20 protein-coding genes are annotated in these 25,515 nt (G+C 60.9%); 10 read left to right on the forward strand and 10 right to left on the reverse strand.

The annotated features are described in order from the left end of the window. Positions 1 to 95 precede the first annotated feature (95 nt). Both G8764_RS07435 and G8764_RS07440 read left to right on the forward strand, forming a co-directional pair. Entirely contained in the window at positions 96 to 767 is a 672-nt protein-coding gene (locus tag G8764_RS07435; RefSeq protein ID WP_166163695.1) for a histidinol-phosphatase, read from the forward strand. 59 nt (positions 768 to 826) lie between these two features. Next, on the forward strand, positions 827 to 1,960 hold the full coding sequence (locus G8764_RS07440; RefSeq protein WP_166163697.1) for an imelysin family protein: 1,134 nt from the start codon (positions 827 to 829) through the stop codon (positions 1,958 to 1,960). Positions 1,961 to 2,083: 123 nt separating this feature from the next. On the opposite strand, the gene G8764_RS07445 is transcribed toward G8764_RS07440, so the two are convergent. From G8764_RS07445 to pyrE, 7 genes are all read right to left on the reverse strand, one after another. After that, a complete protein-coding gene (locus tag G8764_RS07445) occupies positions 2,084 to 3,298 on the reverse strand; it encodes a class I SAM-dependent rRNA methyltransferase (RefSeq protein WP_166163699.1) in 1,215 nt (404 codons plus the stop codon). 6 nt (positions 3,299 to 3,304) lie between these two features. After that, on the reverse strand, positions 3,305 to 3,940 hold the full coding sequence (locus G8764_RS07450) for an acyl carrier protein phosphodiesterase (RefSeq protein ID WP_166163701.1): 636 nt from the start codon (positions 3,938 to 3,940) through the stop codon (positions 3,305 to 3,307). Positions 3,941 to 3,947: 7 nt separating this feature from the next. Beyond that, positions 3,948 to 5,531 carry a glutamate--cysteine ligase gene (gene gshA / locus G8764_RS07455; protein WP_166163703.1) on the reverse strand — a complete coding sequence of 528 codons (1,584 nt, stop codon included), beginning with the start codon at positions 5,529 to 5,531 and terminating at the stop codon, positions 3,948 to 3,950. A 61-nt stretch (positions 5,532 to 5,592) separates the two neighbouring features. Beyond that, positions 5,593 to 5,940 carry a hypothetical protein gene (locus G8764_RS07460; RefSeq protein WP_166163705.1) on the reverse strand — a complete coding sequence of 116 codons (348 nt, stop codon included), beginning with the start codon at positions 5,938 to 5,940 and terminating at the stop codon, positions 5,593 to 5,595. A 132-nt stretch (positions 5,941 to 6,072) separates the two neighbouring features. Then, positions 6,073 to 8,445, reverse strand: coding sequence for a Tex family protein (locus G8764_RS07465; RefSeq protein ID WP_166163708.1), 2,373 nt, complete (start codon positions 8,443 to 8,445; stop codon positions 6,073 to 6,075). A gap of 164 nt (positions 8,446 to 8,609) precedes the next feature. Then, positions 8,610 to 9,260 (reverse strand): hypothetical protein, encoded by a 651-nt coding sequence (locus G8764_RS07470; RefSeq protein ID WP_166163710.1) that lies wholly within the window; start codon positions 9,258 to 9,260, stop codon positions 8,610 to 8,612. 62 nt (positions 9,261 to 9,322) lie between these two features. After that, a complete protein-coding gene (gene pyrE / locus G8764_RS07475) occupies positions 9,323 to 9,964 on the reverse strand; it encodes an orotate phosphoribosyltransferase (protein WP_166163712.1) in 642 nt (213 codons plus the stop codon). A gap of 229 nt (positions 9,965 to 10,193) precedes the next feature. Here pyrE and G8764_RS07480 point away from each other — a divergent pair, with 229 nt between their 5' ends. Then, positions 10,194 to 10,964: an exodeoxyribonuclease III gene (locus G8764_RS07480; RefSeq protein WP_166163714.1), complete on the forward strand. Its 771-nt coding sequence runs from the start codon at positions 10,194 to 10,196 to the stop codon at positions 10,962 to 10,964. Between the two features lie 194 nt (positions 10,965 to 11,158). Here G8764_RS07480 and G8764_RS07485 read toward each other — a convergent pair whose 3' ends face one another. The 3 genes from G8764_RS07485 to G8764_RS07495 all read right to left on the reverse strand — a co-directional run bounded on the left by G8764_RS07485 (position 11,159) and on the right by G8764_RS07495 (position 13,405). After that, complete coding sequence (locus tag G8764_RS07485) at positions 11,159 to 11,533, reverse strand: c-type cytochrome (RefSeq protein WP_166164128.1); 375 nt, start codon at positions 11,531 to 11,533, stop codon at positions 11,159 to 11,161. A gap of 211 nt (positions 11,534 to 11,744) precedes the next feature. After that, on the reverse strand, positions 11,745 to 12,353 hold the full coding sequence (pcm, locus tag G8764_RS07490; protein ID WP_166163716.1) for a protein-L-isoaspartate O-methyltransferase: 609 nt from the start codon (positions 12,351 to 12,353) through the stop codon (positions 11,745 to 11,747). A gap of 23 nt (positions 12,354 to 12,376) precedes the next feature. Continuing rightward, the gene (locus G8764_RS07495) at positions 12,377 to 13,405 is read right to left on the reverse strand and encodes an AraC family transcriptional regulator (RefSeq protein ID WP_166163719.1); all 1,029 of its coding nucleotides are present in this window, start codon (positions 13,403 to 13,405) and stop codon (positions 12,377 to 12,379) included. 191 nt (positions 13,406 to 13,596) lie between these two features. Here G8764_RS07495 and G8764_RS07500 point away from each other — a divergent pair, with 191 nt between their 5' ends. The 7 genes from G8764_RS07500 (at position 13,597) to G8764_RS07530 (ending at position 25,473) form a co-directional block, all read left to right on the forward strand. After that, positions 13,597 to 15,588 (forward strand): alkyl/aryl-sulfatase, encoded by a 1,992-nt coding sequence (locus G8764_RS07500; RefSeq protein WP_166163721.1) that lies wholly within the window; start codon positions 13,597 to 13,599, stop codon positions 15,586 to 15,588. A 22-nt stretch (positions 15,589 to 15,610) separates the two neighbouring features. Further along, positions 15,611 to 16,912: an iron-containing alcohol dehydrogenase gene (locus G8764_RS07505; RefSeq protein ID WP_166163723.1), complete on the forward strand. Its 1,302-nt coding sequence runs from the start codon at positions 15,611 to 15,613 to the stop codon at positions 16,910 to 16,912. Further along, complete coding sequence (locus G8764_RS07510; protein WP_166163725.1) at positions 16,909 to 18,327, forward strand: wax ester/triacylglycerol synthase domain-containing protein; 1,419 nt, start codon at positions 16,909 to 16,911, stop codon at positions 18,325 to 18,327. The genes G8764_RS07505 and G8764_RS07510 overlap by 4 nt, the downstream gene beginning before the upstream one ends. Before the next feature lie 155 nt (positions 18,328 to 18,482). Then, positions 18,483 to 20,858, forward strand: a complete 2,376-nt coding sequence (locus tag G8764_RS07515) for a TonB-dependent receptor (RefSeq protein WP_166163727.1) — start codon at positions 18,483 to 18,485, stop codon at positions 20,856 to 20,858. Positions 20,859 to 20,900: 42 nt separating this feature from the next. Continuing rightward, positions 20,901 to 22,358 (forward strand): DUF1254 domain-containing protein, encoded by a 1,458-nt coding sequence (locus G8764_RS07520; RefSeq protein WP_166163730.1) that lies wholly within the window; start codon positions 20,901 to 20,903, stop codon positions 22,356 to 22,358. A 4-nt stretch (positions 22,359 to 22,362) separates the two neighbouring features. After that, positions 22,363 to 23,799: a coniferyl aldehyde dehydrogenase gene (locus tag G8764_RS07525; RefSeq protein ID WP_166163732.1), complete on the forward strand. Its 1,437-nt coding sequence runs from the start codon at positions 22,363 to 22,365 to the stop codon at positions 23,797 to 23,799. Between the two features lie 39 nt (positions 23,800 to 23,838). Further along, complete coding sequence (locus tag G8764_RS07530) at positions 23,839 to 25,473, forward strand: long-chain-fatty-acid--CoA ligase (RefSeq protein WP_166163735.1); 1,635 nt, start codon at positions 23,839 to 23,841, stop codon at positions 25,471 to 25,473. Positions 25,474 to 25,515: the final 42 nt, after the last annotated feature.

Raw genomic sequence — 25,515 nt, forward strand, 5'->3', positions numbered from 1 at the left:
CCTCTGTGATTCCTTTAGTAACACTTTACTTTGCGCTGCTGTATCCTAGCCGCCTTGTTTTCCCATCCCAACTTGAGGACTTTCGAGGTAAGCCTGTGAAACTGGCAATATTTGATCTGGACAACACACTGATAGCCGGCGACAGTGATCACGGTTGGGGTGAATTTATGGTGGCAGAGGGCATGGTCGACCCGGTTACCTACAAGCGCGCCAACGACCAGTTTTACGCCGACTACGAGCGCGGCAATATGGACCTGGAAGCCTACCTCAACTTCTCCCTGCAACCGCTGACTCGCTACCAACCGCAGGAACTGGCCCGGCTGCACAGCAAGTTTATGCGCGAGGTCATCGCCCCCCTGCGCCTGCCCGCGGCGGACCGGCTGCTGCAACAACACCGGGACCAGGGCGACTACCTGCTGATCATTACCTCGACCAACGACTTTATTACCGCGCCCATCGCCGCGGAGCTCGGCGTCGACTACCTGCTGGCCACCAATGCCGCGCAGCAGGGCGGTCGCTACACCGGCAAGATTGTTGGCGTCCCCTGCTTTCAGGCCGGCAAGGTGACCCGGCTGCAGCAGTGGCTGACAGAAGCCAGCGAGCACGGTTTTGACGGGGATTTAACCGGCGCCAGCTTCTACAGCGACTCGATCAATGACCTGCCCCTGCTGCAGGTAGTCGACAACCCGGTCGCGGTGGACCCGGACGCGGCCCTGCGCCAATACGCCGAGCAGCACCATTGGCCCATTATCAGCCTCCGGGATTAAGCCCGGGGAAACCCGGGTTGCACAGCCACCAGCCATTCTACCTGCAGAGGAGCCGGCCCATGCCCAATCGACACCTCTTGCTCAGTCTCAGCCTGAGCGCCGTTATGTTGCTCGGCTGTGAACAGGAGCCAGCTGCGCCGCCCCCCGACAGCCGCGCCACGGCGGCTACCGACGACGGCGCCCTGCAGGCCAGTACCTTGCACGCCTGGCAGCGCTTCCTCCCGCTCGCCCGAAAAAGCCTCGACAGCCTCGAACAGCTCAACCAGCAGGCCGCTGAACTGGTGCGCGCTCCGGCAGCGGAGACACTGGCGGCCGCCCGCGACAGCTGGCACCGCGTCCATCGGCAACTGTTATCGCTCGCCCCACTGTTCAGCCTCAGTGCGGCCAACCCGGAGCTGCTGCAACAATTGCGCAGCCAGCACTTCGAGCTGGACGGTTGGCCCATTACCCCCGGCTATCTGGATTCTTTCGATGTCTACGTCCACAGCGGCATCGTCAATGACATTTCCATCCCCATCAACGCCGAGGCAATTCGCGCGCAGCACTGGCTCACCGATACAGAGGATATCGTGCTTGGCTTGCATGCTATCGCCTACTTGCTGTGGGGCGAAAACCAGCAGCGCAGCGCCGCTGATTTTACGCCACAGACTCTGAGCCCCATCCAGGAACAGAATGGCCTCAGCGCGGTTGACTTACCCAACCAGCGCCGCGCGGCGCTGCTGCAGTTGCAGATTACCCTGCTCAATGACGACCTCAGCCAGCTGGTTTATCGACTCGAACAAAGTGCCAGCTCGCTCAACAGCAGCTACGACAGTCTCGCTGCCCCGGTGCAACTGGAATTGTGGCGCGGTGGCCTGCAGCAACTGCTCCAGCGCCTGCAGCAGCGCGACCTGGCCAAGCCGGAGGAACCGACCGAAGAGTGGCACTACCACAATGAGTTTGCCGGGCAAACCGCCGCCACCCTGGCACTGGAGCTGGAATCTGTCAGGCAATTGCTGAGCGAACAGGCCACAGGCCAGCAGCCACTGGGGTACTGGTTACTGGCGGAGGGACAAAGTGACAGCGCGGTGCAGCAACTGGACAGTGCCATTGCCCTGCTGCGCGGCTATAGCGACCCCTGGGCGCAACTGCCGCACGAGCTCGCCGCTCAGCTGCAAGAGCAGCTGCAAACCCTGCGCCTGCTCTTGCATTAACTACCCTTGCAATAACTGCTCATGCAATAACTGCTTTTGCAATAAAAGTGCGTTTTGCAATAAAAGTGCGGTATGACCAGCAGGGTTACTTACAGCTCAAGAGGTCAGTAACCCGCTTCCCCGTCAGGGCAGATACACTCGCGCAAAAACCGCTTTCAGGTAATCCGTTTCCTCGATGGCGGGGTGCACCGGGTGATCGGCCCCCTGCCCGCCCTGGGCAATAAGCTGGGCGTGACGATCGAGGTGGCGAGCTGCAGCTCGCACAATATCGTTCAGGGCCGAACGCTGCAGGTGCATGGAACAGGAGGCCGACACCAGCAGGCCGTCGCGGGCCAACAGGCGCATCGCCAACTCATTGAGGTGACGATAGGCCGCTTCGCCGGCGCGCTGGTCTTTTTTACGCTTGATAAAGGCCGGCGGGTCGAGCACCACAATATCGAAGCTTTCGCCCTCGGCCACCAATTGCTTGAGCACATCAATCGCCTTGCCCTGCAAGCCCTGCATGCGCTCCTCGACGCCGTTGAGGCTGGCATTTTCACCGACCCAGTCCAGCGCCGAGCCGGAGGCATCCACGCACATCACTTGCCGTGCACCGGCGACTGCCGCCTGCACCCCCCAGCCGCCGACGTAGGAGAACACATCCAGCACCCGCTTGCTCGGCGCCAGCCGCTGCAACAGCGCGCGGTTTTCCCGGTGATCGTAAAACCAGCCGGTCTTCTGCCCGGTCGCAATCGGGGCCATAAAGCGCACCCCGTTCTCCACCAGTTCCACCGCCTCGGGCACCTCGCCGATGGCCTCGACATAATCGCTCAAACCTTCCAGCTGCCGCGCCGAGTGATCGTTGCGCAGGAGTATGGCGCGCGGCCGCAGGCACTGTTGCAGCGCCGCGACGATGGCATCTTTCTGCCGCTCCATACCCGCGGTGGACATCTGCACCACCAGGTATTCACCAAACCGGTCCACCACCAGGCCGGGCAACAGGTCGCTGTCACCGTACACCAGTCGATAATAGGGGCGCCCACCAAAACAGGTCTCGCGCAGGGCCAGCGCCTGCTTGATACGGTGCACCAGCAGCGACTTGTCGAGCGGGTGTGAGATGCCGCGGTTGACCACCCGGCCGCAGATCAAGCCGCCGGGGTTGAGTGTGGCAATAGCCAGCGGTTTGCCCTGCTGGCTGCAAACCAGTACCTGGTCACCGGGGTCAAACTGCTTCAGCGGGGTGCGCTCGACGTCCACCTCGTTGGAGTAGATCCACAGGTGGCCTTTTTTCAGGCGTCGATCGGCTTGCGATTTGAGCAGCAATTGCGGCAGTTCCTGCCCAGGGTTAGTAGCATTCATAAATAATCAGGGTCCGGAGTTTGGCCTGGCGGCCATAAGTTGGCGGCGCTGGCGAGCGGAAATAGCCAGCAGCACGGGCATAATATCGATAAATTGTGTTTCTATCTGATCCAGTTGCTGCAGCGCCCGGTCGGCCGCCGCCAACAGGTTGGTGCGGTAGCGCAGGCGCCGCTCGATGCGTTCCATCACCGCTAAAAATGTCTGTCGCTCGCCGTAACCCAGGAACAGGTCGTGACGGGCCGCCGCCTCGATAAAGCCCGCCGCTCGATGCGGCAGGCGCTCGGCATGGGCTTCGCAATAACGGTAGAACCGGCGGCTGAACACAGGCAGCGGCTCGTCGCTGAAACGGTGCCAGTGATTGACCAGCAGGTGATCAAACAGCACATCGATGGCGATCCCCCCCACGCGCCGGAACTGCGGCCCCAGCAGCGTCACACAGGTGCGATATTCGGGCAGGGTTTCAACTTCCGCATCGAGCAGGCGGTGCAGGCGGATACCGTCGATTACCGCATCCCCCCAAGGCTGGCCACACTGATCCAGCAGGGGCTTGTCCAGTGAGCCCTTGACGAAATCGCCCAGGTAACCGCCCAGCTGCCACTGGGGGTCAGCGCCGGACAAGACAATATGAGCCAAGTAATTCATGCAGTGGCTAGCTGCTACAGTTGTATTGGGCGTAGTAATTGCGCAGGTACTCGTCAAAATCCAGCTGCGGCTGCGCCTCGATGGCGGCCTGCTGCGCCAGGGAGTCCAGCGCCAGTTGCTGCATATACTCGAATTCAGCGGCGCTCAGGGGTTGCTGCCGGTAGTGCTCGGCGTGGCTAATGGACTGCTCCAGCGCCAGCCGGAAAAAGGTCTGCTGCTTCGCCTGCATGTCGGCCAGGATCCTGGCCGAAGGTGTCAACTGCGAGTCTTCCAGCTTGGCGCGCTGGCTCTGCAGGGCCGCACTGAAGTGGCTATTGCCGAGGCTGTTGTCGAGCAAGTTGGCGACCCAGGTCATTTCATCCAGCAGGGTGGTGCCCCACTGCGGCAGGGACTGCTCACCGCAGTCACTGAGCAGGCGCATGGCCGGGTCGCGCCCTCGATTGACGACCCGGCGCTGGTTTTCCAGCGAGCGACGATACTTTTTCGGATCCGTCTGCGGACTGTCCGCGAGCAGGCAGTACACCAGGAACACATCCATAAAGTGGATCTGCTCGGCACTGACGCCCAAAGGCTCGTAAGGGTTGAGATCAACACAGCGCACCTCGACATACTCCACCCCGCGATTGCGCAGGGCGCCGAGAGCGGTTTCCCCGGAGCGCGCCACACACTTGGGACGCATGGTGCTGTAAAACTCGTTTTCAATCTGCAACAGGCTGGTATTGAGCTGCTTGTAGTTGCCCTGCTCGTCGCGCAGCCCCTTTGCCACATAGTCGGGGTAGGGCTGGGTGATCGCACCACAGAGGGTGTGGATATAGCTGTCCAGGTCGTTATAGGAAACCACCAGCGCGGATTGGGCGTCGCTCTGGTAACCGAGATCGCCCATGCGCAGCGACGTGGCGTAGGGCAGGTGCAAGCTGTGTTCATCGTCACCAAAACTCTGCAGCTGGTGCTGGCGACCTTTGACAAAGCTGCGGCATACCGCTGGCGAGGCGCCAAACAGGTAGAGCAAGAGCCAGAAATAGCGGCGGAAGTTGCGGATCAAATCAAAATAGCGACGGTTCTTGAACTGCTGCAAGGACTCATCAATGCCCTCGCGGGCGTGCCAGAAGGCCCAAAACTCATCGCCCAGGGAGAAGTTGTAGTGGATGCCGGCGATGGTCTGCATGGAGCGACCGTAGCGCTCACCCAGTCCCAGCCGGTAGATGGTTTTCATGCGCCCGGGGTTGGAGCCCCCGTACAGCCCCACCGGGATGCTGGCGTCATTTGCCAGCATACAGGGCATGCTGGACCCCCACAGGTATTCGTTGTCGAGGCACTGGTAAGTATAGCGCTGGACTCGATCCAGCTCCGCCAGCATCTGCCGGGTGCTGGTATGCGGCTCAGTGATAAACTCGAGCAGGGCTTCGCTGTAATCGGTGGTGATCGCCGGGTGGGTCAGTGCCGAGCCGAGAGCGCGCGGGTGCGGAGTCTGGGCCAGGGTTCCCTCCGGAGTTACCCGCAAGCTTTCTTTTTCCAGGCCTTTGCGCAGTTGCATCAGCGACTGGTTGGCCGGCTCCCGCAATACTGCCAAACGTGCACTTAATAAGGACAAAACCGCTTTCCTGAGTTGATCCGACCCAGCTAAACCTGCAAGCGCCGGTAATTATGGTTGCTCACGCCGTGGCACTATCGCCCGGCCTGGATTCTTGCCCTGTGGTCGCGGTCGCCGCCGTGTCAGCTGCCGCGGCCCCGGAATCATCATTGGCGGCACTGGCGCCACCGGCCATCAAGGGCGGCAAGTCTTCTGCCCTGGGTTGCGGCTGGCCGCGCTCATTGACGGGGCATTGCAGCAGCTTGATGCGCAGGGTGTAATCCTTGGTATTCACTTCTACCATCTGGTTAAGGGCTTCATCGCGGTGGGCTGTGCGAAACAGACTCGCCACTTCGCGACCGTCGACCCACTCGCCGTGCTTGTTGAGCAGCAACTTATCCTGGTTTTGCAGTAGAAATACACTCTTCATAAATGGCTTTTAACCCCGTCGAACTGGCCAGCAGCAGTGTACTCGACATCCCCGTGGCGTTCCAGCCAGCCGGGGCGCGGGCCTACGGGGCCAGCGGCCCGTCACCACAATAGGCCAGTCCCACACCGACCTTTATAGACGTCCCTTTTTCTTGTTGCTCGCCTGGGCAAACAGCGCCGCCATTGTGCCCTGACCGGCGCTTTCGCCCGCGCCCCTGGTGGCGCCAGCAGAGCCGCGCCCCTGGCCGCGACCACCGCCGCGACGCGAATTGCGCGTTTCGGCGCCGCCGGCTGACGTTTTCTCGCCCGGCTCATCGTCCAGCCGCATGGACATGGCGATGCGCTTGCGGGCGACGTCTACTTCCATCACCTTGACCTTGACGATATCGCCCGCCTTTACCACTTCCCGCGGGTCTTTGACAAAAGAGTGGGACAGGGCCGAGATATGCACCAGTCCATCCTGGTGCACCCCCACATCGACAAAAGCACCAAAATTGGTCACATTGGTTACCGTGCCTTCCAGGATCATCCCCTCCACCAGGTCGGAAAGCTTCTCCACCCCGTCCTGGAATTGTGCGGTCTTGAACTCCGGGCGCGGATCCCGGCCGGGCTTGTCCAGCTCCTTGAGGATATCCGTGACGGTGGGGATACCAAACTTCTCATCGACATAATCCGCCGGTTTCAACGAGCGCAAAAAGCTCGAATCGCCGATCAGGCCCGCCAGTTCACGCCGGTTCTTTTCGGCAATCTTGCTGACCACGGAATAGGATTCCGGGTGCACCGCTGAAGCGTCGAGCGGGTTGCTGCCGTTGGCGACTCGCAAAAAACCAGCCGCTTGCTCGAAGGTCTTGGCGCCAAAGCGCGGCACTTTTTTCAATTCCTCGCGCGAGCTAAACGCTCCGTTCTGGTCGCGGAACTCGACAATATTACCGGCAATGCTTTGATTGAGCCCGGACACCGCCGCCAGCAGCGGTGCCGAGGCAGTATTCACTTCCACCCCCACGGCGTTCACACAGTCTTCCACCACCGCGTCCAGTGAGCGCGCCAGTAGCGACTGGGAGACATCGTGCTGGTACTGGCCCACACCAATCGACTTGGGATCAATTTTCACCAACTCTGCCAGCGGGTCCTGCAAGCGGCGGGCGATGGAAATCGCCCCGCGAATCGTTACATCCAGGTCGGGAAACTCGCGCGCGGCAAATTCCGAGGCCGAGTAAACCGAGGCGCCGGATTCATTCACCACCACCTTTTGCGCCTTGATGTCGCTGTGGTGCTTCAACACGTCGCCGACGAACTTGTCAGTCTCCCGCGAGGCAGTGCCGTTGCCGATGGCGATCAAGCCAACATTGTATTTGCGACACAGGCCGACCAGTACCTGCTCCGCCTCCCGCACCTTGTTTTGCGGCGGTGTCGGGAAAATAGCGCAGTGATCCAGCACCTTGCCGGTGGCGTCCACCACTGCCACCTTGCAACCTGTACGCAAACCCGGGTCGAGACCAATGGTGGCTTTCTGGCCGGCCGGCGCCGCCAGCAAGAGATCTTTCAAGTTGCTGGCAAACACCTTGATGGCCTCTTCTTCGGCCTTTTCCCGCAGTGCACCGAGCAGATCGGTTTCCAGGTGGGTCAGCAGCTTTACCCGCCAGGTCCAGCGCACTACCTCAGCCAGCCACTTGTCCGCGGGCCGATCGGCATCTTTTATCTGCCAGAAATCCGCAATCATGGCTTCACAAGGGTGGGCCGCCGCCGCATCCTCGCTGCCACCGAGCGTGATCGCCACACTCAACAGGCCCTCGTTGCGACCCCGGAAAATGGCCAGTGCCCGATGGGAAGGCACCCCCTTGAGGGGTTCGTCGTGCTCAAAATAATCCTGGAATTTGGCTGCTTCCTGCTCCTTGCCAACGACCACCCGGGACGAAATCACCCCTTCACTGTGGAGGAAGTTGCGCAGCCGGCCCAGCAGTTCGGCACTCTCACTGAAACGCTCCATCAAAATATACTTGGCGCCGTCCAGCGCTGCCTTGATGTCGGTGATCTTGCCGGCCTCATCGCTGCCGTCATTGCACTCTGCACCGACGATGTACCTGGCCGCCTCGTCCGCCGGGACCAGCATGGGGTTATCCAGCAGGGCATCGGCCAGCGGCAGCAAACCCGCTTCCAGGGCTATCTGGCCCTTGGTGCGACGCTTGGGCTTGTAGGGCAAGTAGAGGTCTTCGAGCCGGTTTTTGGTGTCGGCGGCGGCGATTTCCGCTTCCAGCTCGGGGGTCAATTTGTCCTGCTCGGCGATGCTCTTCAGAATCGCGGCGCGGCGTTCTTCCAGTTCGCGCAAATAGCGCAGGCGCTCCTCCAGGGTTCGCATCTGGGTGTCATCCAGACCGCCGGTTACCTCTTTACGATAGCGGGCAATAAAAGGTACCGAGGCCCCTTCATCCAGCAGGGTGACCGCGGCCTCTACCTGGCCCACGCGGGCGTTCAACTCTTCAGCTAAGCGAGCAGCAATACTTTTCATGGGGAATTTTCGACCGTGGTGATTATTGTTCAGATTGGTGCAGCCGCCAGATGCGGCGCGGGGCATTATGCGAAAATCAGCCGGCCAGAAACAGCCTTGTTTTTTTCGCGGAAATATGGTCCCGCGCCCAAACCACAGGCGGGGAGCCGGGCAAGGCAGGTAACTCAGTCCGTCTCGGGGCGGATAATATCGAAGCGCTGCTTGTCTCTCTCGTACTTTTCAATGGTTTCCTGATAGAGCTGCTGGCGCTCGTCGGCCTGCTCCCGGGTATGGCGCAGCTCTTCTTCCAAACCGCTGATCGCCGCCAGAATCTGCTTCGGCACCTCCCGTCCGAGGCGCTCGCTGTCCGCCGCTTTCGCCTGCTGAGTCACAATTTGTGACTTTATATTACTGATATTGCTTTCGAGTATATTGATGCTGGTCTGGATTTGCGCCAACTTGCGCTGCTTGGCCGCCTCAATGTCGCGCAAACTACTGTAGCGCCGTAACAGCTCTTCGTCCCACTCCCGCTGCGCCTCAATCCTTGCCCGCTCGCGCTCGGCCGCCTCCGCCTCCTCCTCCGTCGGTGCCGGATCCACTATTTTCAGCACCACGCCGTGGGCGGAGACCACCTCGTAGCCTTTCTGGACATACTCCGGGGGAATCTGGTGATTGATCACCTTTACGCCCTGATCGTTGATATAGCGATAATAGGTTTTCACTGGCGCCCGGTTGGCCGCCAGCGCCCACCCCGGCAACAGCAGCGCTGCAGCCAACAACAAGCCCGACAGCATGCGCCCGAGAACTGCTACCCGTGAGGGTCTGGTTTTTTTCAAATACAAAATAGGCTCACCTGGTCTGTTACCCCCCGGATCGACCAGAGGGCTAAATACACAACTCACTCCCCATAGGTTAGTCGATAAGTACGAATTTTATCCACTAGCGCGGCATCCCATTGGCGCTCTTGCAGAAAAGTGATGATATGGTCCAGCTTGACGATACTGACCACCGGCACGCCAAAGTCACGCTCCACTTCCTGGATAGCGGACAATTCACCCTGCCCTCTTTCCTGGCGATTCAAGCCCACCAGCACTGCGGCCGGGGCGGCTCCCTCTGCCGCAATTATAGACATTACTTCACGCACTGCAGTTCCGGCCGTAATCACATCATCGACAATCAACACCTTGCCCTGCAATGGCGCACCGACCAGGCTGCCACCCTCGCCGTGGTCCTTGGCTTCCTTGCGGTTGAAACAGTAGGGCACGTCGCGCTGGTGATGGTCAGCCAGCGCTACCGCCGTGGTGGCCGCCAGTGGTATGCCCTTGTAAGCAGGGCCAAACACCACATCATACTCGATACCGGCGGCCACCAGGGCGTCCGCATAAAAACGCCCCAGCGCCGCCAGGGCCGCACCGGTCTGGAATTGGCCGGCGTTAAAGAAGTAAGGGCTATTACGACCGGACTTGAGGGTAAACTCACCAAAATTAAGTGCTTTATGGTCTATCGCCAACTGAATAAAGTCGCGCTGATACTGCTGCATAATGTAAAAACTCGATAATCTGACTGGGTTTAGGCACGAATTGTGAATGATACACAGCATGCATTCGAGCTGCCAGAGCCGGCCGCAAGAGGCCAAAGAGAGCGGCAATCAATTAAAAATACCACCAAGCTGTTGATTTTCTGGAAAAATAATCGCTTAAAAGCGATATTCAGTAACAAAATCGGGTAAAGCTCGGGTATTATTAGCGCCTGTTTATCAAGGGACCATCATGCGAATCATCAGTCTTAGTGTCGACGGCATACACCAGGCAGCCCAACGCGGTCTTTACGACTGGCTGGCCGAGCAGGACGCCGACATCATTTGCCTTCAGGATCTGCGCGCCCTGGAATACGAGCTGGACGGCGACCCCTTCCAACTGGATGGCTATTTTGCCTACTTTTTCGACTCCGGCGAGCGCCACTACAACGGTGTGGCCATCTACACCCGCAAGCAACCCAAGGCCCTGATTTTCGGCCTCGGCTTCAGCAGCGGCGTGGATATGGAAGGTCGCTACCTGCAGGCGGACTTTGAGCAAATCAGTATCGGCTCACTGCTGGCGCCGTCCGCCACCTCGGAAACCGAATCCCAGGAAGTGAAGATCAAGTTCTTCGAAGATTTCCAGGCGCACCTGACCAAGATCACCCGCAAGCGGCGCGAATTTATTTTTTGCGGCAACTGGGCTATGGCCCACAAGCGTATCGATGTGCAGAACTGGCAGAACAATGACAGCAATTCCGGCTTTTTGCCCCACGAGCAACAGTGGATGAACCAGCTCTTCACCCAGGTCGGTTACGCCGATGCCTTCCGCATCAGCAATACCGATACCGATGAGTTCACCTGGTGGCCCAGCGGCGAAGTGGGCGAAGGGGATGGTTGGCGCACCGACTACCAGGTTATTTCCGAGAGTCTGGCGGGGCGGGTGGAATACGCTACTACCTACAAGACCAAGCACTTCTCCAGTCACCTGCCGCTGATTATCGACTACGACCTGGAAGTTTAGTCAACCAGGGCGTCCCTGGAAGCCTCGCTAAAAATACCTGGCCACAAAAAAGCCGCATGCAATGATGCGGCTTTTTTGTGTTTCTGGTCGGGCTGGCATTCCAACCCCTGGGCTATACGCCGAGGCGCAGAGGCCGGGCGGCCCCCACGCCCGCCAGCAGTCAGTCTGGCCGAGCTGTAACCGTCAGAGCGCGCTTATTTCGACCCCTCGACCATATGGTCTACCGCGGCCTTGATTTCATCGTCAGAGCAATCCATGCACAGACCCATGGCGGGCATGCCATTAAAACCGCCAATGGCATGGGTGTAGAGCGTCTCTATACCCTTGCCGATACGCGGGGCCCAAGCCGCCGCATCACCCATCTTGGGGGCGCCGGCCGCACCACTGGCATGGCAGGTAAAGCATTTGGTGTCATACACCTCGGTGCCCGAGCGCGGCTCCGCCGGACCGGCGGCCACCGGCGCAGCGGCACAGTCATCACCGGACATGCACAGATCGCCAACCGGCTGCAAGCGCGCTTTCATTTCCTCGGTCATGCCGGCACCGACGCTGGTAAATGAAAACATCATTGTGAGACCGGCGACGGCCAGCAGGCTAATTGTCTTGTTTAGATGACGCACAGTATTAAGTCCTCTCCATTAACAGCCTGGCGCGGTTGGCCAGAGACGCGGCATTATAGCCAAAAACTCCTGCCGGGGAAAAACCTTAATTACGTTGCGGAATTAACCCTGCCCAGGGCAGCGGCCAAACTGGCAGCAGCGACTCGAATTCAGCAGGGGTTTAGCTGAGCAAGGGAACGAAGGAAAAGCCCGGATACTCGTCGCTTGCCAGGCCTGTCGCTGTCTTCTCAATGCGGTAAATTGAGTGTTGAACCGGGATGACCATCACCCCGCCCTCAGCCAGCTGCTCAACCAGCTCAGCGGGCAGTTGGGTGGCGGCCGCCGACACCAGGATACAATCGTAGGGCTGGCGCTGGGGATAACCCATTTGTTCCGGGGTGTGCTCAATGCAGGCATTATCAATGGCGGCCGCATTGATGCGCTGCCGGGCCCGGCCAGCCAGTTCAGCGACCCGTTCGGTACCGATAACCTGGCCAGTGGCACCGACAATATGCGCCAGCAACACCGTGGTCCAGCCACTGCCGCAGCCCACATCGAGAATACGCTGCCCGGCCCGGGGCTGTAGCAACTCCAACATAAAGGCCACGGTGTAGGGTTGTGAATTGGTCTGGCCATGGCCGATCGGCAGCGGGTGGTCCTCACCGGCAAACTCCACCACATCGGCCGGCAGAAACTTATCCCGGCGCATCGCCCGAAACGCTGCAATGATGGCGGGGGTAGACAAAACCTGGCGCTGCTCCAGCTGCTGCACCAGTTCGAGATAGTCCATCGCGCACCTCCAGTTGGGCCAGCCTAACCCGCCAGGCTTTGCTCCCGATATTTCTGCGGCGTGGTATTGGTCCAGCGGCGAAAACTGCGGGAAAAATTACTCTGATCGGAAAAACCCAGCAGATAGGCGATTTCGATAATAGGAATCTTCTTTTGGGCAATGTACTTTAGTGCCATCTTGTGCCGACACTCATCCAGCAACTCACTGTAGGTAGTGCCCTCCTGGCCCAGCTTGCGCTGCATACTGCGCACGCTGACGCCCAATTCTTTCGCCGCGTGGGCCTGGTCCGTCTCCCCCAAAGCCAGGTGCTGCAGGATATAAGCCTTGACCTTCGTCGACAGCTGATCGGCGCGAAAACTGGAGAGGTACTGCTCGCCCCACTCATCGATGACCCGGGCCAGCTCCGGGTTGGCAAACAGCAGCGGTTGGTCGAGCACATCCGCGCTAAAGCGAAGCCGGGTAACGGGTTGACCAAACGTCACCGGGCAGCGGAAATAAGCCTCGAATGGCGCGCTGTCCAGCGACTTCTCATGTTCGAACTCCACCGCCAGTGGGGCGAGGCTGTCAATGGCATTGCGGAACAGTGCCACCAAAGTGATACAAAAGGCCTCCATGGCTTCATCCGCCACCGGCCGATTACCCTCCGGTATCACATACACCAGGTCCACCGACTGCGGCTGCAGCTCCAGGCTGAGGATGGCCGCATCCGAAGTGAGCTGGTAATACTTGACGCAGCGCTGCAGGGCATCCTTGACGCTCCGGCTGGAGGCCATGGCAACACCCATGGCGCTGTACATGGAGGGCTGGAACACGGGCGCCAGGCGCAAGGCAAAATAGGGGTCGCCAGTGCGCTCCACCGCCAGCGCCCAGACTTTGGCCATATCCGCCACCAACAAGCGCTCCTGGGGCGAGCTGACACTGTCGAGATCGATGCCCGCATCCAGGAACAGCTGCTTGCCGTCCACTGCCGCCCGATCCAGCACCTGGGCGATCAACAGCGCCCAACTGACGATCGTAGTGGGCTTGCTCTTTAACAACTTGGCTTCGGACAACGCGGCGGGCTCCCTGTTACTGGCGCTTGGATGCAAAACACTCGTCTTTTGGGAGCTCATGGTAACAGAAAAGTTGACCCGCAGAAGACTGCCGCTGGCGCCTCCAGACCACAGTCAGGCGGAATCAGACCGGACGCCCTGCCCCCCCGCTCGCTATGGTTGCAAGCTGGAGATACTACAAGGGCTTCACCATGAATAACATCACCAGACTGCTGGGCACACTGACCATTACGCTCCTCGTCGCCTGCGGCCAGAGCCAGCTACCGACCACAGCTGACCAATTTGGCTTCAGCCCGCCCTCGGCGCACACCATCGCCAGCAACCAGCGGGCCGGCAGCGCCCTGCCCCCAGACCACGCCGACGAAGCTGTCGATGCTCGCCGCGGCCTGCTCGCCACCCCGCCACCAGAGCAGGTGCACGCGGCCGATGGCCGGGTAATCTGGGACATAAGCGCCTACGACTTTATCGACGGAGAGGCCCCCGCCAGCGTCAACCCTAGCCTCTGGCGGCAGGAAAAACTCAACAACATTCACGGCCTGTTTAAAGTGACTGATCGCGTTTACCAACTGCGCGGCTTTGACCTGGCCAATATGACCATTATCGAGGGGGACAGCGGCTGGATCATCGTCGACACCCTCACTTCGGCGGAGACTGCAGCCGCGGCGCTGGCGTTTGCCCGCCAGCAGCTGGGAGAGCAGCCCATCCGCGCCATCATTTTTACCCACTCCCACATGGATCATTTCGGCGGCGCGCTGGGTATCACCGACGCCGCGCAGGTGGCCGCAGAAGGTATCGAAGTCGTCGCTCCGGCCGGCTTTATGGCCGAAGCCACCCGTGAGAACGTCATGGCGGGCATCGCCATGGCCCGACGCTCGGCGCTGATGTACGGCCTCAACCTGCCACGCTCGGCCCAGGCCCAGGTGGGCAGCGGACTGGGCAAGACTCCGGCTCTCGGCTCGCTGGGTATATTGGCGCCCACCCAAACGGTCGACAGCAGCGGTACCCGGCTGACCATCGACGGGGTTGAATTTGTGTTCCAGATGGTGTCCGGCAGCGAGGCACCCGCCGAGTTCATCTTCTACCTGCCGCAACTGAAAGTGGCCATGGGGGCCGAACTGGTGTCGCAGAATATGCACAATCTCTACTCCCTGCGCGGCGCCAGTATTCGCGATGCGGTCAAGTGGAGCCAGTGCATTGATAGCGCCATCAACCTGTTCGCGTCGGCGGAGGTGCTGGTCAACGGCCATCACTGGCCGGTGTGGGGCAGGGCTGAAATCCGCGAGTTCCTGGAACTGCAGCGCGACTTGTATCGCTACATCCACGACCAATCCGTGCGCCTGCTAAACCAGGGCCTGACCGGGGCCGAGATTGCCGAACAACTGCAGCTGCCGAAGACCCTGGCCAGCAGCTGGGCCAATCGCGGTTACTACGGTTCCCTGAGCCATAACGCCAAGGCGGTTTACCAGCAGTATATGGGCTGGTTCGACGCCAACCCCGCCCACCTCAACCCCTTGCCTCCGGTGTCAGCGGCGCGCAAATACGTGCAACTGGCGGGCGGCGAAGCGGCGCTGCTGGCCACCGGCCAGGAGGCCTACAGGGACGGCGAATACCGCTGGGCCGCTGAGCTACTCAACCACCTGGTGTTTGCCAACCCCGAGCACAGCGCCGCGCGCGAGTGGCTGGCTCGCAGCTACGACCAGCTGGGCTACCAGGCCGAGTCGGGGCCCTGGCGCAATTTCTACCTCAGTGCTGCCGCCGAGCTGCGCTTTGGCCCACCCCGGCAGGGCGTGGATAGCGCCGCCTTGCAGAAGATCATGGCCAACACCGAGCTCGAAGATATTTTTGCCGCCCTCGCAGTACGTCTCAACGGCCCTGCCGCCGAGGATAAAAAACTGTCTTTGCTGCTCGACTTTAGCGACAGCAAGCAGCGCTTCGCGCTACAGGTGAGCAACTCAGTACTGCACTACCGGCAACTGGATCCGGCGCCGGCGCCACCACCCGAGAGCGACGTCAGCCTGCGCCTCACCCGCCCGCTGTTTAACCGCATGATCACCGGTAGCGCCGGCATACGCGAATTGTTGCTGTCCGATGAGTTGCAGGTAGACGGCAACCCCCTCGTCCTGGTCACCTTTTTCGGCTTGCTGGATCGGCCCGACGGTCGCTTCAACCTGGTTACCCCCTAAACCTGCAGAGAGAGAAGACACGATGTCGCCCCACTCCAACAATTTACTATTCGCCCTCAAGGTGCCCCTCTACAAGACCATCGCCCTGGGCCTGAAACTGGTCACCCGGCTGGTCCCGCAACCTGCACCACTGCTCTACTGTGGTCGGGATTCGGTCTTGCAGCTGGCGCAATTTATCGCCGCGGCCGACAGCCGCAAGGTGTTACTGGTCACCGATGCGGACATCCTGCGCCTGGGCCTGGCGCAGCCACTGCGCGCAGAGCTGCAGCGTCAGGGCATTGAGGTGACACTGTTTAGCGACATTACCCCGGATCCGCTGGACCGGGTTATCCAGGCCGGTATCGATGTGTTGCAACGGAGCGGTTGCGACGCAGTGATCGGTTTTGGCGGCGGCTCATCACTGGATGCGGCCAAGCTGATTGCCAGCCTCGGCCGGGGCCGGCAAAGCCTGCAACAGGCCGTCGGCGTGCTGAAAATTCGCCGCTCCGGCCTGCCCCTCTACCTGGTACCTACCACTGCCGGCACCGGCTCGGAAGTGACCATTGCCGCAGTCATGAGTGATTGCCGCACCAGGCAAAAGCAAGTGGTGGTGGACCCCAAACTGCTGCCCATCGCCGTGGCCCTGGACCCGCTGCTCATGCAGGGGCTGCCCGCCAGCATCACCGCCGCCACCGGCATCGACGCCCTGACCCACGCAGTGGAAGCCTACCTGTCGCGCAACGCCAGTGCGGCCACCGATCGACTGGCACTCATGGCGGTGCGGCTGATTTTCGCCAACCTGCCGCGGGCCTACCGCGACGGCAGCGACCTGCAGGCGCGGGAGGCCATGGCCATCGCCTCCTGCTACGCCGGCCTGGCCTTCAGCAAGGCCGGACTCGGCTATGTGCACGGCATCTCGCACCAGCTCGGTGCCCGCTACCACGTGCCCCACGGTCTCGCCAACGCGCTGATACTGCCCTTGGTGCTGGAGCATTGCCGCCACGCCTGCCAACCGCGCCTGCAAGCACTGGCCGCGGCGGCCACAGCGGGTTATGGTCGAGTCAAGCCCAATGGGACGGAAAACCGAAGTACTGCGCAGCAAAATACGGGCTCATCATCCGCAACCTCTTTCACCACTGCGGTCCGCCAACTGCTCGGTGAACTCGAGTTACCTTCGACCCTGCAACCACTGCGCCGCGAAGACATCCCCCAGCTGGCCCGGGATGCCCTCAAGGAATCCCACTACCTGCACCCGGTGCCGGTGTATATGGATTTCCCCCAGTGCTGTGCGCTGATCGAAAAGTTGCTCCCGCGGCAAGCCGCTGCAGAAGGCGCCACCCCATGAGCCATAACGCCAGGATTGCGCTGCTCGATGCCGGCTTTCTGGCCAGCGAAACCCGGGATAACCCCAAGCATGTGGGCGGCCTGCTGATCTTCAAACCCGGACTAAAAAAAGCGAGCCTGTGCGCCAGCGCCCTCTACCAGGCCTATCGAGTCTATGACCGGCCAGCCGAACCGTTCAATCTGATTCCAATACTGAACCTGGGTGGCGGCCTGCGCTGGCAAGAGACTCCGAACTTCGCACTGCAGCAACACCTGTTTTATCACCCGGCGCCGGCGACTCCGCTGACCCATGAACAACTCTTGCAACAGGTTGCAGACCTGCACACCCCGCGACTGGAGCGCGACCGGCCGCTGTGGGAATACCACATCATCGACGGTCTGGCCGAGCGCGGCTTCGCCATCTATTGCCGCGTCCACCACGCCTACGCCGACGGCGTCACCATTACCCGCTGGCTGAGCCAAAGCCTGGGCCCTGAGCGCTCGAGCCGGCTGCCCCCGCCCCTGTGGAGCAGCGCCAACCTGGGAAGTGCAACCACCAGTGCAGTGGCCGGGGGGAGCAAACCGGATAAACTGAACAAGCGGCAGCAGCTCGCGCGCCCCCTCGGCCGCGTGCGCCAGGCACTCCACACCGCAACCGGACTCAGTAAAATCGGCCTGCAGTGGGGCCTTGAAAAAGCCGGGCTCACCCAACAGGCCATCTGCGTGCCCTTTGCCGCAGCGCAAATGCCGCCACTTACCGGCCAGGTCAGCGCCGGGCGCCAGCTGGTCACCGCAGCCATGCCAATGGCGCGCATCAACGACATTCGCGCCGCCACCCGCAGCACCCTCAACCATGTGGCGCTGACCTGTGTGGATATTGCCCTGCACCGCTACCTCAAGCAGCTGGGCACTGATTTTGACCAGCCCCTGACCGTCCAGATGCCCGTCAGCCTGCGCGCCAGCGACGACACCTCCAGCGGCAATAAGATCGCCATGGTGCTGGTGGAGCTGGGCAGCGCCGAGCAGGACCCCTATCGCCGGCTGCAGGATATCGGCTACTCCCTGCGCAACCTGCGGCGCCAGCTCGACCAGGTGCCGGCTGGGGCCATCACTACCCACTCGCTGGTCGCCAACTTGTGCGCCCAGGTGGTGGAAAACCTGCACCTCAGCAAGCACCTGCCGCCGCTGGGACATACCCTGGTATCCAACGTGCCGGGGCCCCATAACACGCTCTTCCTAGGCAGCGCCGAATTGCAGCACATGTACCCGGTCAGCACCCTTGCGGCTGGCAACTGCCTCAATATCACCCTGTTCAGTTACGCCGGCACGCTGTACGCAGGGATGGTGGCAACCACAGACCTCCCTGAGCTAGCGGACCTGGGCCGCTATATTGAGGAGGCCTCGCACACTCTGGGCGCGGCGGTAGCGGGCGATTAGAAGCGCGAGGAGCACAGATGATTGGCGCCAAAAGCCCAGCTTTCGGCGCCCGACAACCAGAAGCCAAAAGCTGACGGGGCTAATATCAGCACCCTGGAGCAATTACTAGCAGCGGCTTCAACAGCCTGATTAAATAAGTTTGAGAGGATACTATTATGAAAACAACCCGCCTCACCAGAGACATCATCACCACCCTCGGCGCCCTCGGCGTCGGCCTCAGCGCCAGCGCCGCCCCGGTTCTCGAGGAAGTGGTGGTCACGGCCACCAAGCGCGCCGAGAATATCCAGGACGTGCCCATTTCCATCAGCGCTTTTTCCGGCGCTGCCCTCAAGGATTCCGGCACTACCGACTTGCAACAACTGAGTGGCTACGCCCCCAACCTGAGCCTGAGCAAATCCGGCCAGGTCAATAATGCCCGCATTGCCATTCGCGGCGTGGGCTCGGTTGGCAACAGCGCCATCGAGCCCAGCGTGGCGGTGTTTATCGACGGGGTGTACTACCCGCGGCCCGGCTCAGTAGTAGGCAAGCTGCAAGACATCGAAGCGATTGAAGTCCTGCGCGGCCCCCAGGGCACATTGTTCGGGCGCAACGCCTCCATGGGCGCACTCAACATTCGCACCCGAAAGCCTGAGCACGAAACCACCACCGATCTGTCCCTGTCCGTAGGCAACTACGACACCTGGTCCACCGCCGCTACCTTTAATGGCAGCCTCTCTGACAGTGTCGCCGGTCGCCTGGCGCTGCAGTATTCCGAGCGCGGTGGCTTCGGCCACAGTGACTACGATGGCGCGGAAATCGGCGAGATGGACGACGCTGGCATCCGCGGCTCACTGAATTTTGAGCTGGGCAACAACACCGAAGCCACACTGCGCGCGGACTGGAAAAAGTTCACCAACAACGGCACCCTGATCGACGTGGTACCGGATTCGGTTCTGCCGATCTACCTCGCCCGTATTGGTGCCCTGCTGGATCCGGATATCAGTGATGGCAGCGGCGACGGTCCGCTGCCCTACGTCAACGATGCCTACGACCTGCGCGTCAACCAGAAACAAACCGACGCCGCAGAAGATGAGCAGTGGGGGCTGTCGCTGGATATCGAAGGCGAGCTGGGCGACCATTCCTGGCGCTCCATCACTTCCTATCGCGACTGGGATAACAGCACTTATGACGATTCGGTGCGCCTGCCCGCCGACCTGCTGCCCCGTGACACCCGCTTCGGGGCACAGACCTTTTCCCAGGAATTGCAGCTGCTCTCCAATCTCGATGGCGCTTTCCAGTATGTCGCCGGGGTCTACTATTACCAGGAGGAGTACAGCCTCAACCAGGACCTGAATTTTGGTACCGACTTCTGCTCCACCGCTATCTACAACAATGTCTACCTGCGCAGCATCGGCCAGGGCAGCAGCCCGGCTGCGGCGGCGGCCATGGCAGGCGGTACCGCGGCATTTTGCAACGCTGGCGCCCAGGTGGGCGCAGTCAGCAGCAATTTCGAGCAGGAGGTCAGCAGCCTGGCACTATTCGCCCAGGGCACCTACGATATCTCCGAGTCCCTGTCGGCAACCCTGGGCCTGCGCTGGACCGATGACGACAAGGATGGCCGTTTCGCCCAGACCATCAACAACCCGCTGGCGGGTCCCGCCGGTCTCAACCTGCGGGTTAACGAAAGCGCCGACCTGAAGTTTGCGGACTCCCAGGTCACCTGGATGGCCAATCTGCGCTACACCCCCAGCGATGACCTGATGTTCTTCTTTACCGCCTCCAGCGGTTACAAGGCTGGCGGCTTCAACAGTGATGGTACAGCGGTGGTACTGGGCGAGCAGCGGGTATTCGATTCCGAAGAAGTGCTGAGCTACGAACTGGGGCTCAAATCCACCCTGTTTGACCGCATGACCGTCAATGCCACCCTCTTCCGCACCGATATTGACAACTTCCAGGACCGCCTCTTCAACGGCCTCAGTTTTGTGGTGGTCAACGCCGGCGAATTGCGCCAGCAAGGCCTGGAAGTGGACATCAACGCCCAGCTCACCGACAACCTGAAAGCCATAGCCGGCCTCAGCCTGCTTGATTCCGAGTTCCTTGATTACCCCGGCGGCACCAACCTGCCCGGCTTTGACCAGACCGTCAGCCAGGACCTCAAGGGTGCCTCCAACAATTTCTCGCCGGACTACCAGGCCTCACTGGCGCTGGAGTGGCGCGCCGAGCTCAACCCTGACCTGGAGTGGTTCGTACGCGGCGAGTACCAGTACGTGGACGAGCAAAGTGTTAACGGCCAGACCGATAACAACCCGGCACAGCTGGAAGACGCGGTCGGCCAATTGAATGCACGGCTGGGGCTGGTCGCCGCCAGTGGCCGCTGGGACATCACCCTCTACGGTCGCAACCTGAGCGACGAAGGCTACTGCCAGGCTACGTTCTACCAGCCGCTGGCAACAACCCTGAACTTGCAAGATCCGGTCAGCGGCAACGCCATGACTCGCTGCGTGGTGGGCGAGCCGCGCACCTACGGTATCGAGCTGAACGCCCACTTTTGACCCTAACCCTACTTTTGAGCCTAACCATAAGAGAGAAACCTTATGACTCCAAAACAGCCTTTGCCACACCTCATAGCACTGTGCCTGCTATTGTTTATTGGCACTCACGGGCTTGCAGCGCCAGCCGCCATCGACAACCGGCAACAGGAAGCCCGCGAGGACGCCATCGCTGCAGAAAACTGGGCCTACTCCCTCGGCGTGCAAGCCTATGTATTCGGCCTGCCCCTGTCCATATTTGAGCGGGAGTATCGCCTGCGCAGCGACGTGGATAAAATCGAGCGCATCAAGCACAAGTGCCCCTGCGCCGTGATCAACCAGGTGGGGCACAAGTTCAGTCTCGCCACTGCCGCCGATGTCATGCCCTACACCCCCAATAATGACACGGTCTACAGCGGTATCCTGCTACAGGCCAGCGACGAACCCATGATTCTGTCGCTGCCCGACATCAGCGATCGCTACTGGTCGGTACAGGTGGCGAACCCCTACCTGGAAAACCAGTTTTACATCGGCACCCGGGCCACCGGCGGCAAGGGCGGTCACCACGCTTTTTTCTCCAAGAACTGGCAAGGTGAATTACCGGCCGGGGTCACTCCTCACCCTATGGATTACGACACCATCATTTTAGCTGTGCGCATCGCCGTCACCCCGGAAAACCCGGCCGACCTGGAGCAGGTACACGCGCTGCAAAAACAGATCAACGTCACCTCCTTGAGCAACTTTAAGCAGGGCAAAATGGGGGTCGCGGCCATGCCGGACAACATTCCGCCCGCCAAAACCTACAGCGGCGAACTGGCGTGGTATCAACAACTGGCGGACCTGCTCAACACCTATCCGCCGGCACCAGAGCACGCCGCCATGGTCAACAGCTTTAAACTGATTGGCATCGAGCCCGGCCAGCCCATGGCGGTCGATAGACTCAGTGCTGCGACTCGCAAAGGCCTGCTGCGCGCCCTTGCCGACGGCCGCGATATCATGAAGTGGAAGGTCAAGTACCGTGGCACCCCCTACCCGACGCGCTGGAATAACCTGCGCCCCGGCGACTACGGCTTCGACTATTTCGACCGCGCTGCTGGCGCCCTGGAAGGCCTGTTCGTTCACGATCGCGAGGAGGCGGTGTATTTTAGTACCTATGAAAGTGGCGACGGTAAATTCCTCGATGGCGCCAAGCGCTACGTGCTGCACTTCGACAAGGATGAAATCCCGCCGCTGGTCAATAACGGCTTCTGGTCTCTGACCATGTACGGGCGCAACTTCCAACTGGTGCCCAACCCGATTGCGCGCTACGCCATCGGCAGCCGCAGCGAGAACCTGCAGTACAACCCCGACGGTTCGCTGGACATCTATATTCAATCGACACCACCGGCGGGCAAGCAAGGCAACTGGCTGCCGTCGCCAGAGGCGGGTATTTTCCGTATCAATTACCGCATCTATCTGCCACCGGCCATAGCGCGCAACCCGGACACCCTGGCACGCTTTCTGCCACCCATTGAGGTAAGGTAAAACCATGTCCAGCATCGCCCGCAATCATGCGTCTAATCACCTGGAAAACAGCCAGATGCAGCGCGTCTTCGAGGCCCAGCGCCAGCTCACCCGGCAGCAGCCGACCGTGGATTATCACACGCGGCTGCAACGCCTGGCGCTGCTGGAACGCGGCATCAAGAGCAACGTGGAAACCATCACCAACGCCATCGTTGCGGATTTTGGCAGCCGCTCCCGGGAGGAAATCCAGCTGGCCGAGATATACACCTCGCTGGCGGCCATTGCCTATGCCCGCAAACACCTGCGCCAGTGGCTGCGACCGCAGCGGCGCCACGTGAGCCTGCTGCACTGGCCGGCCCGGGCGCGAGTCGTCTATCAACCCAAGGGGGTGGTGGGAATTATATCGCCCTGGAACTACCCCTTCTTTCTCGCCATCGGGCCGCTGATTGCAGCCCTCGCCGCCGGCAACCGGGTGATGCTGAAACCCTCGGAAATTTCCCCGGCCACCGCCGCCTGCCTGCAACAACTGCTGGGCGATATTTTTGCGCCGGAGTTGGTGCAAGTCTGCAGCGGCGACGCGGACACCGGCAAGGCGTTTGCGGCATTGCCGTTTGATCACCTGCTGTTTACCGGTTCCACCCAACTGGGGCGACTGATTATGGCGGCCGCCGCCAACAATCTCACTCCGGTAACGCTGGAATTGGGGGGCAAGTCGCCGGCACTGGTGCACCCGGACTATCCCCTGCAACAATTTGCCAGCCGCATCATTCACACCAAGACCATGAACAGTGGCCAGACCTGTGTGGCCCCGGATTACCTACTGGTGCACGAATCCCAGGTGGATCAGTTGGTGCAGCACTTGCGCCGCGAATTTGACCGCTGCTTCGCAACTATCGACCACAACCCCGACTATGGTTCCATCATCAACCAGCAGCACTACCAGCGTTTGCAAGGTTATTTGCAAGACGCCCGCGCCAAGGGGGCACGCCTGGTCGAGCTGGGTTCGGTGAGTGCCGAACAGCCACCGTACCGCATGCCGCTGACCCTGGTGCTGGATGTAAATGATTCCATGCAGTTGATGCAGGAGGAAATCTTCGGCGCCATACTGCCGCTGCAAACCTACACCCATATGGATGCCGCGCTGGACTATATCAACCAGCGCGAGCGACCGCTGGCGCTCTACTATTTTGACCGCGACCGCCAGCGTATCGACCAGGTGTTGCAGGGCACCGTGTCCGGCAACGCCTGCATCAACGAAGCGCTGATGCACGTGGCAGTGGACGACTTGCCGTTCGGCGGAATCGGCGCCAGCGGCATGGGCAGCTACCACGGCCGCGAGGGCTTTGAAACCTTTTCCCATAAAAAAGGGGTGCTGCAGAAAGGGCGTTTTAACAGCGCCGAATTGATCAAGCCACCCTACGGCGCGCGGGTAAAATCCCTGTTGAATTTTTTGCTGCGCTAATCTTTAGCCACCTAATAAATTACGTTTGGAGGAGACAACATGCTCAACGGCCTAATGATGGACACTCAACTGACTGTCAACAGCATCCGGGATTTTGCCAGCCAGGTACACGCCGCCAGTGAACTGGTATCCGTCACTGGCGACGGTGGCGTACAACACTTCAGTTATGCCGAGAGCTTTGCGCGGGCGGGACAACTGGCCAATGCGCTGCTCCAGGCCGGCATCCTGGCCGGCGACCGGGTCGCCACCCTGGCCTGGAACGACCACCGCCATTTCGAGCTCTACTACGGAATTTCCGGTCTCGGCGCCGTGTGCCACACCATCAACCCGCGCCTGTTCCCGGAACAGATCCAATACATCATCAACCACGCCGAGGATCGTTTGCTGTTTGTGGATCCACAGTTCCTGCCCCTGCTGGAGAAACTGGCCGACAACCTGGCCGGGGTCGAGCAGATCATTCTGCTCAGCGACGACGCCCACGTGCCAGACAGCTCAATCCCCGGGCTGGTCAGTTACGAAAGTTTTATTGGCGCGCACAGCGCCGCCGTCCCGTGGCCCGAGTTGGACGAGCGCAGCGCCAGCTCCCTGTGCTACACCTCCGGCACCACCGGCAACCCCAAGGGCGTACTCTACAGTCACCGCTCCACTGTGCTGCACGCCTACGCCGGCGCCCTGCCCGACAGTCTCAATCTATCCGGCCGCGATGTGGTCATGCCTATTGTGCCCATGTTCCATGTCAACGCCTGGGGCATTCCCTACTCCGCCGCCATGGTCGGCGCTAAACTGGTGCTGCCCGGTGCTCGTATGGGTGACGGCAAGGCCCTGTACCAGTTGATCGAAAGCGAAGGGGTCACTGTGTCCGCCGGGGTACCTACTGTGTGGCTGGCGCTGCTGGCCTACCTGCAGGCAAGCGGCCAGACCCTGACCCGCCTGCAGCGCATCATCGTCGGCGGCGCAGCCTGTCCGGTATCCATCATGGAGGATTTCCGCGAGCGGCACGGGGTGCAAGTGATCCACGCCTGGGGCATGACCGAAACCTCACCGCTGGGCACTATCAACACGCCACGCAGTGCCAGCGAAGCGGAACCCGGACCACTGCGCGACAAGCTGCAGGCACTGCAGGGCCGACCGGTATTCGGCGTCGACCTGCGTATCGTCGCCGCCGACGGTAACCTGCAACCCCGGGACGGCAAGGCCTCCGGCGAAGTGCAAGTGCGCGGCCCCTGGATTTGCAGCGGCTACTTCGGTCGGGAAAGCGCCACTTCACACACGACCGACGGCTGGTTTAAAACCGGTGATATCGCCACCCTGAGCCCGGCGGGCATCATGCACATCACCGACCGGGTCAAAGACGTGATCAAATCCGGGGGCGAGTGGATAAGTTCCATCGACCTGGAAAACGCCGCCGTCGGCCATCCCGCAATTCGCGAAGCGGCGGTGATCGGCGTCCCCCACCCCAGGTGGACCGAGCGGCCACTGTTGATTGCGGTGCTGGAAGCGGGCAAGAACGTCAGCGCCGCCGACCTGCTCGCCTGGCTGGAAGGCCGTATCGCCCGCTGGTGGATTCCCGCCGACGTGCAGTTCGTCGCTGAACTGCCCCACACCGCCACCGGCAAGCTCAACAAAGTGGCTTTGCGGGAGCAGTTCAAGGACTACTCCCTGCCGCCAGAATAGTTGCCAAATTGCGCGGTGGCTTATGGTCACCGGTTTACGACA

Origin of the sequence: Pseudomaricurvus alcaniphilus (assembly GCF_011440395.1) — a bacterium.
Lineage (GTDB): Bacteria > Pseudomonadota > Gammaproteobacteria > Pseudomonadales > Cellvibrionaceae > Pseudomaricurvus > Pseudomaricurvus alcaniphilus.

Excerpts from the sequence above, each read along its gene's own strand:
- G8764_RS07500 (WP_166163721.1), top strand. The coding sequence starts at position 13,597 with ATGAATAACATCACCAGACTGCTGGGCACACTGACCATTACGCTCCTC.
- G8764_RS07450 (WP_166163701.1), bottom strand. The coding sequence starts at position 3,940 with ATGAATTACTTGGCTCATATTGTCTTGTCCGGCGCTGACCCCCAGTGG.
- G8764_RS07530 (WP_166163735.1), top strand. The coding sequence starts at position 23,839 with ATGCTCAACGGCCTAATGATGGACACTCAACTGACTGTCAACAGCATC.
- G8764_RS07505 (WP_166163723.1), top strand. The coding sequence starts at position 15,611 with ATGTCGCCCCACTCCAACAATTTACTATTCGCCCTCAAGGTGCCCCTC.
- G8764_RS07480 (WP_166163714.1), top strand. The coding sequence starts at position 10,194 with ATGCGAATCATCAGTCTTAGTGTCGACGGCATACACCAGGCAGCCCAA.
- G8764_RS07520 (WP_166163730.1), top strand. The coding sequence starts at position 20,901 with ATGACTCCAAAACAGCCTTTGCCACACCTCATAGCACTGTGCCTGCTA.
- G8764_RS07515 (WP_166163727.1), top strand. The coding sequence starts at position 18,483 with ATGAAAACAACCCGCCTCACCAGAGACATCATCACCACCCTCGGCGCC.
- G8764_RS07485 (WP_166164128.1), bottom strand. The coding sequence starts at position 11,533 with ATGATGTTTTCATTTACCAGCGTCGGTGCCGGCATGACCGAGGAAATG.
- G8764_RS07510 (WP_166163725.1), top strand. The coding sequence starts at position 16,909 with ATGAGCCATAACGCCAGGATTGCGCTGCTCGATGCCGGCTTTCTGGCC.
- pcm (WP_166163716.1), bottom strand. The coding sequence starts at position 12,353 with ATGGACTATCTCGAACTGGTGCAGCAGCTGGAGCAGCGCCAGGTTTTG.
- G8764_RS07460 (WP_166163705.1), bottom strand. The coding sequence starts at position 5,940 with ATGAAGAGTGTATTTCTACTGCAAAACCAGGATAAGTTGCTGCTCAAC.
- G8764_RS07525 (WP_166163732.1), top strand. The coding sequence starts at position 22,363 with ATGTCCAGCATCGCCCGCAATCATGCGTCTAATCACCTGGAAAACAGC.
- G8764_RS07440 (WP_166163697.1), top strand. The coding sequence starts at position 827 with ATGCCCAATCGACACCTCTTGCTCAGTCTCAGCCTGAGCGCCGTTATG.
- pyrE (WP_166163712.1), bottom strand. The coding sequence starts at position 9,964 with ATGCAGCAGTATCAGCGCGACTTTATTCAGTTGGCGATAGACCATAAA.
- G8764_RS07465 (WP_166163708.1), bottom strand. The coding sequence starts at position 8,445 with ATGAAAAGTATTGCTGCTCGCTTAGCTGAAGAGTTGAACGCCCGCGTG.
- G8764_RS07445 (WP_166163699.1), bottom strand. The coding sequence starts at position 3,298 with ATGAATGCTACTAACCCTGGGCAGGAACTGCCGCAATTGCTGCTCAAA.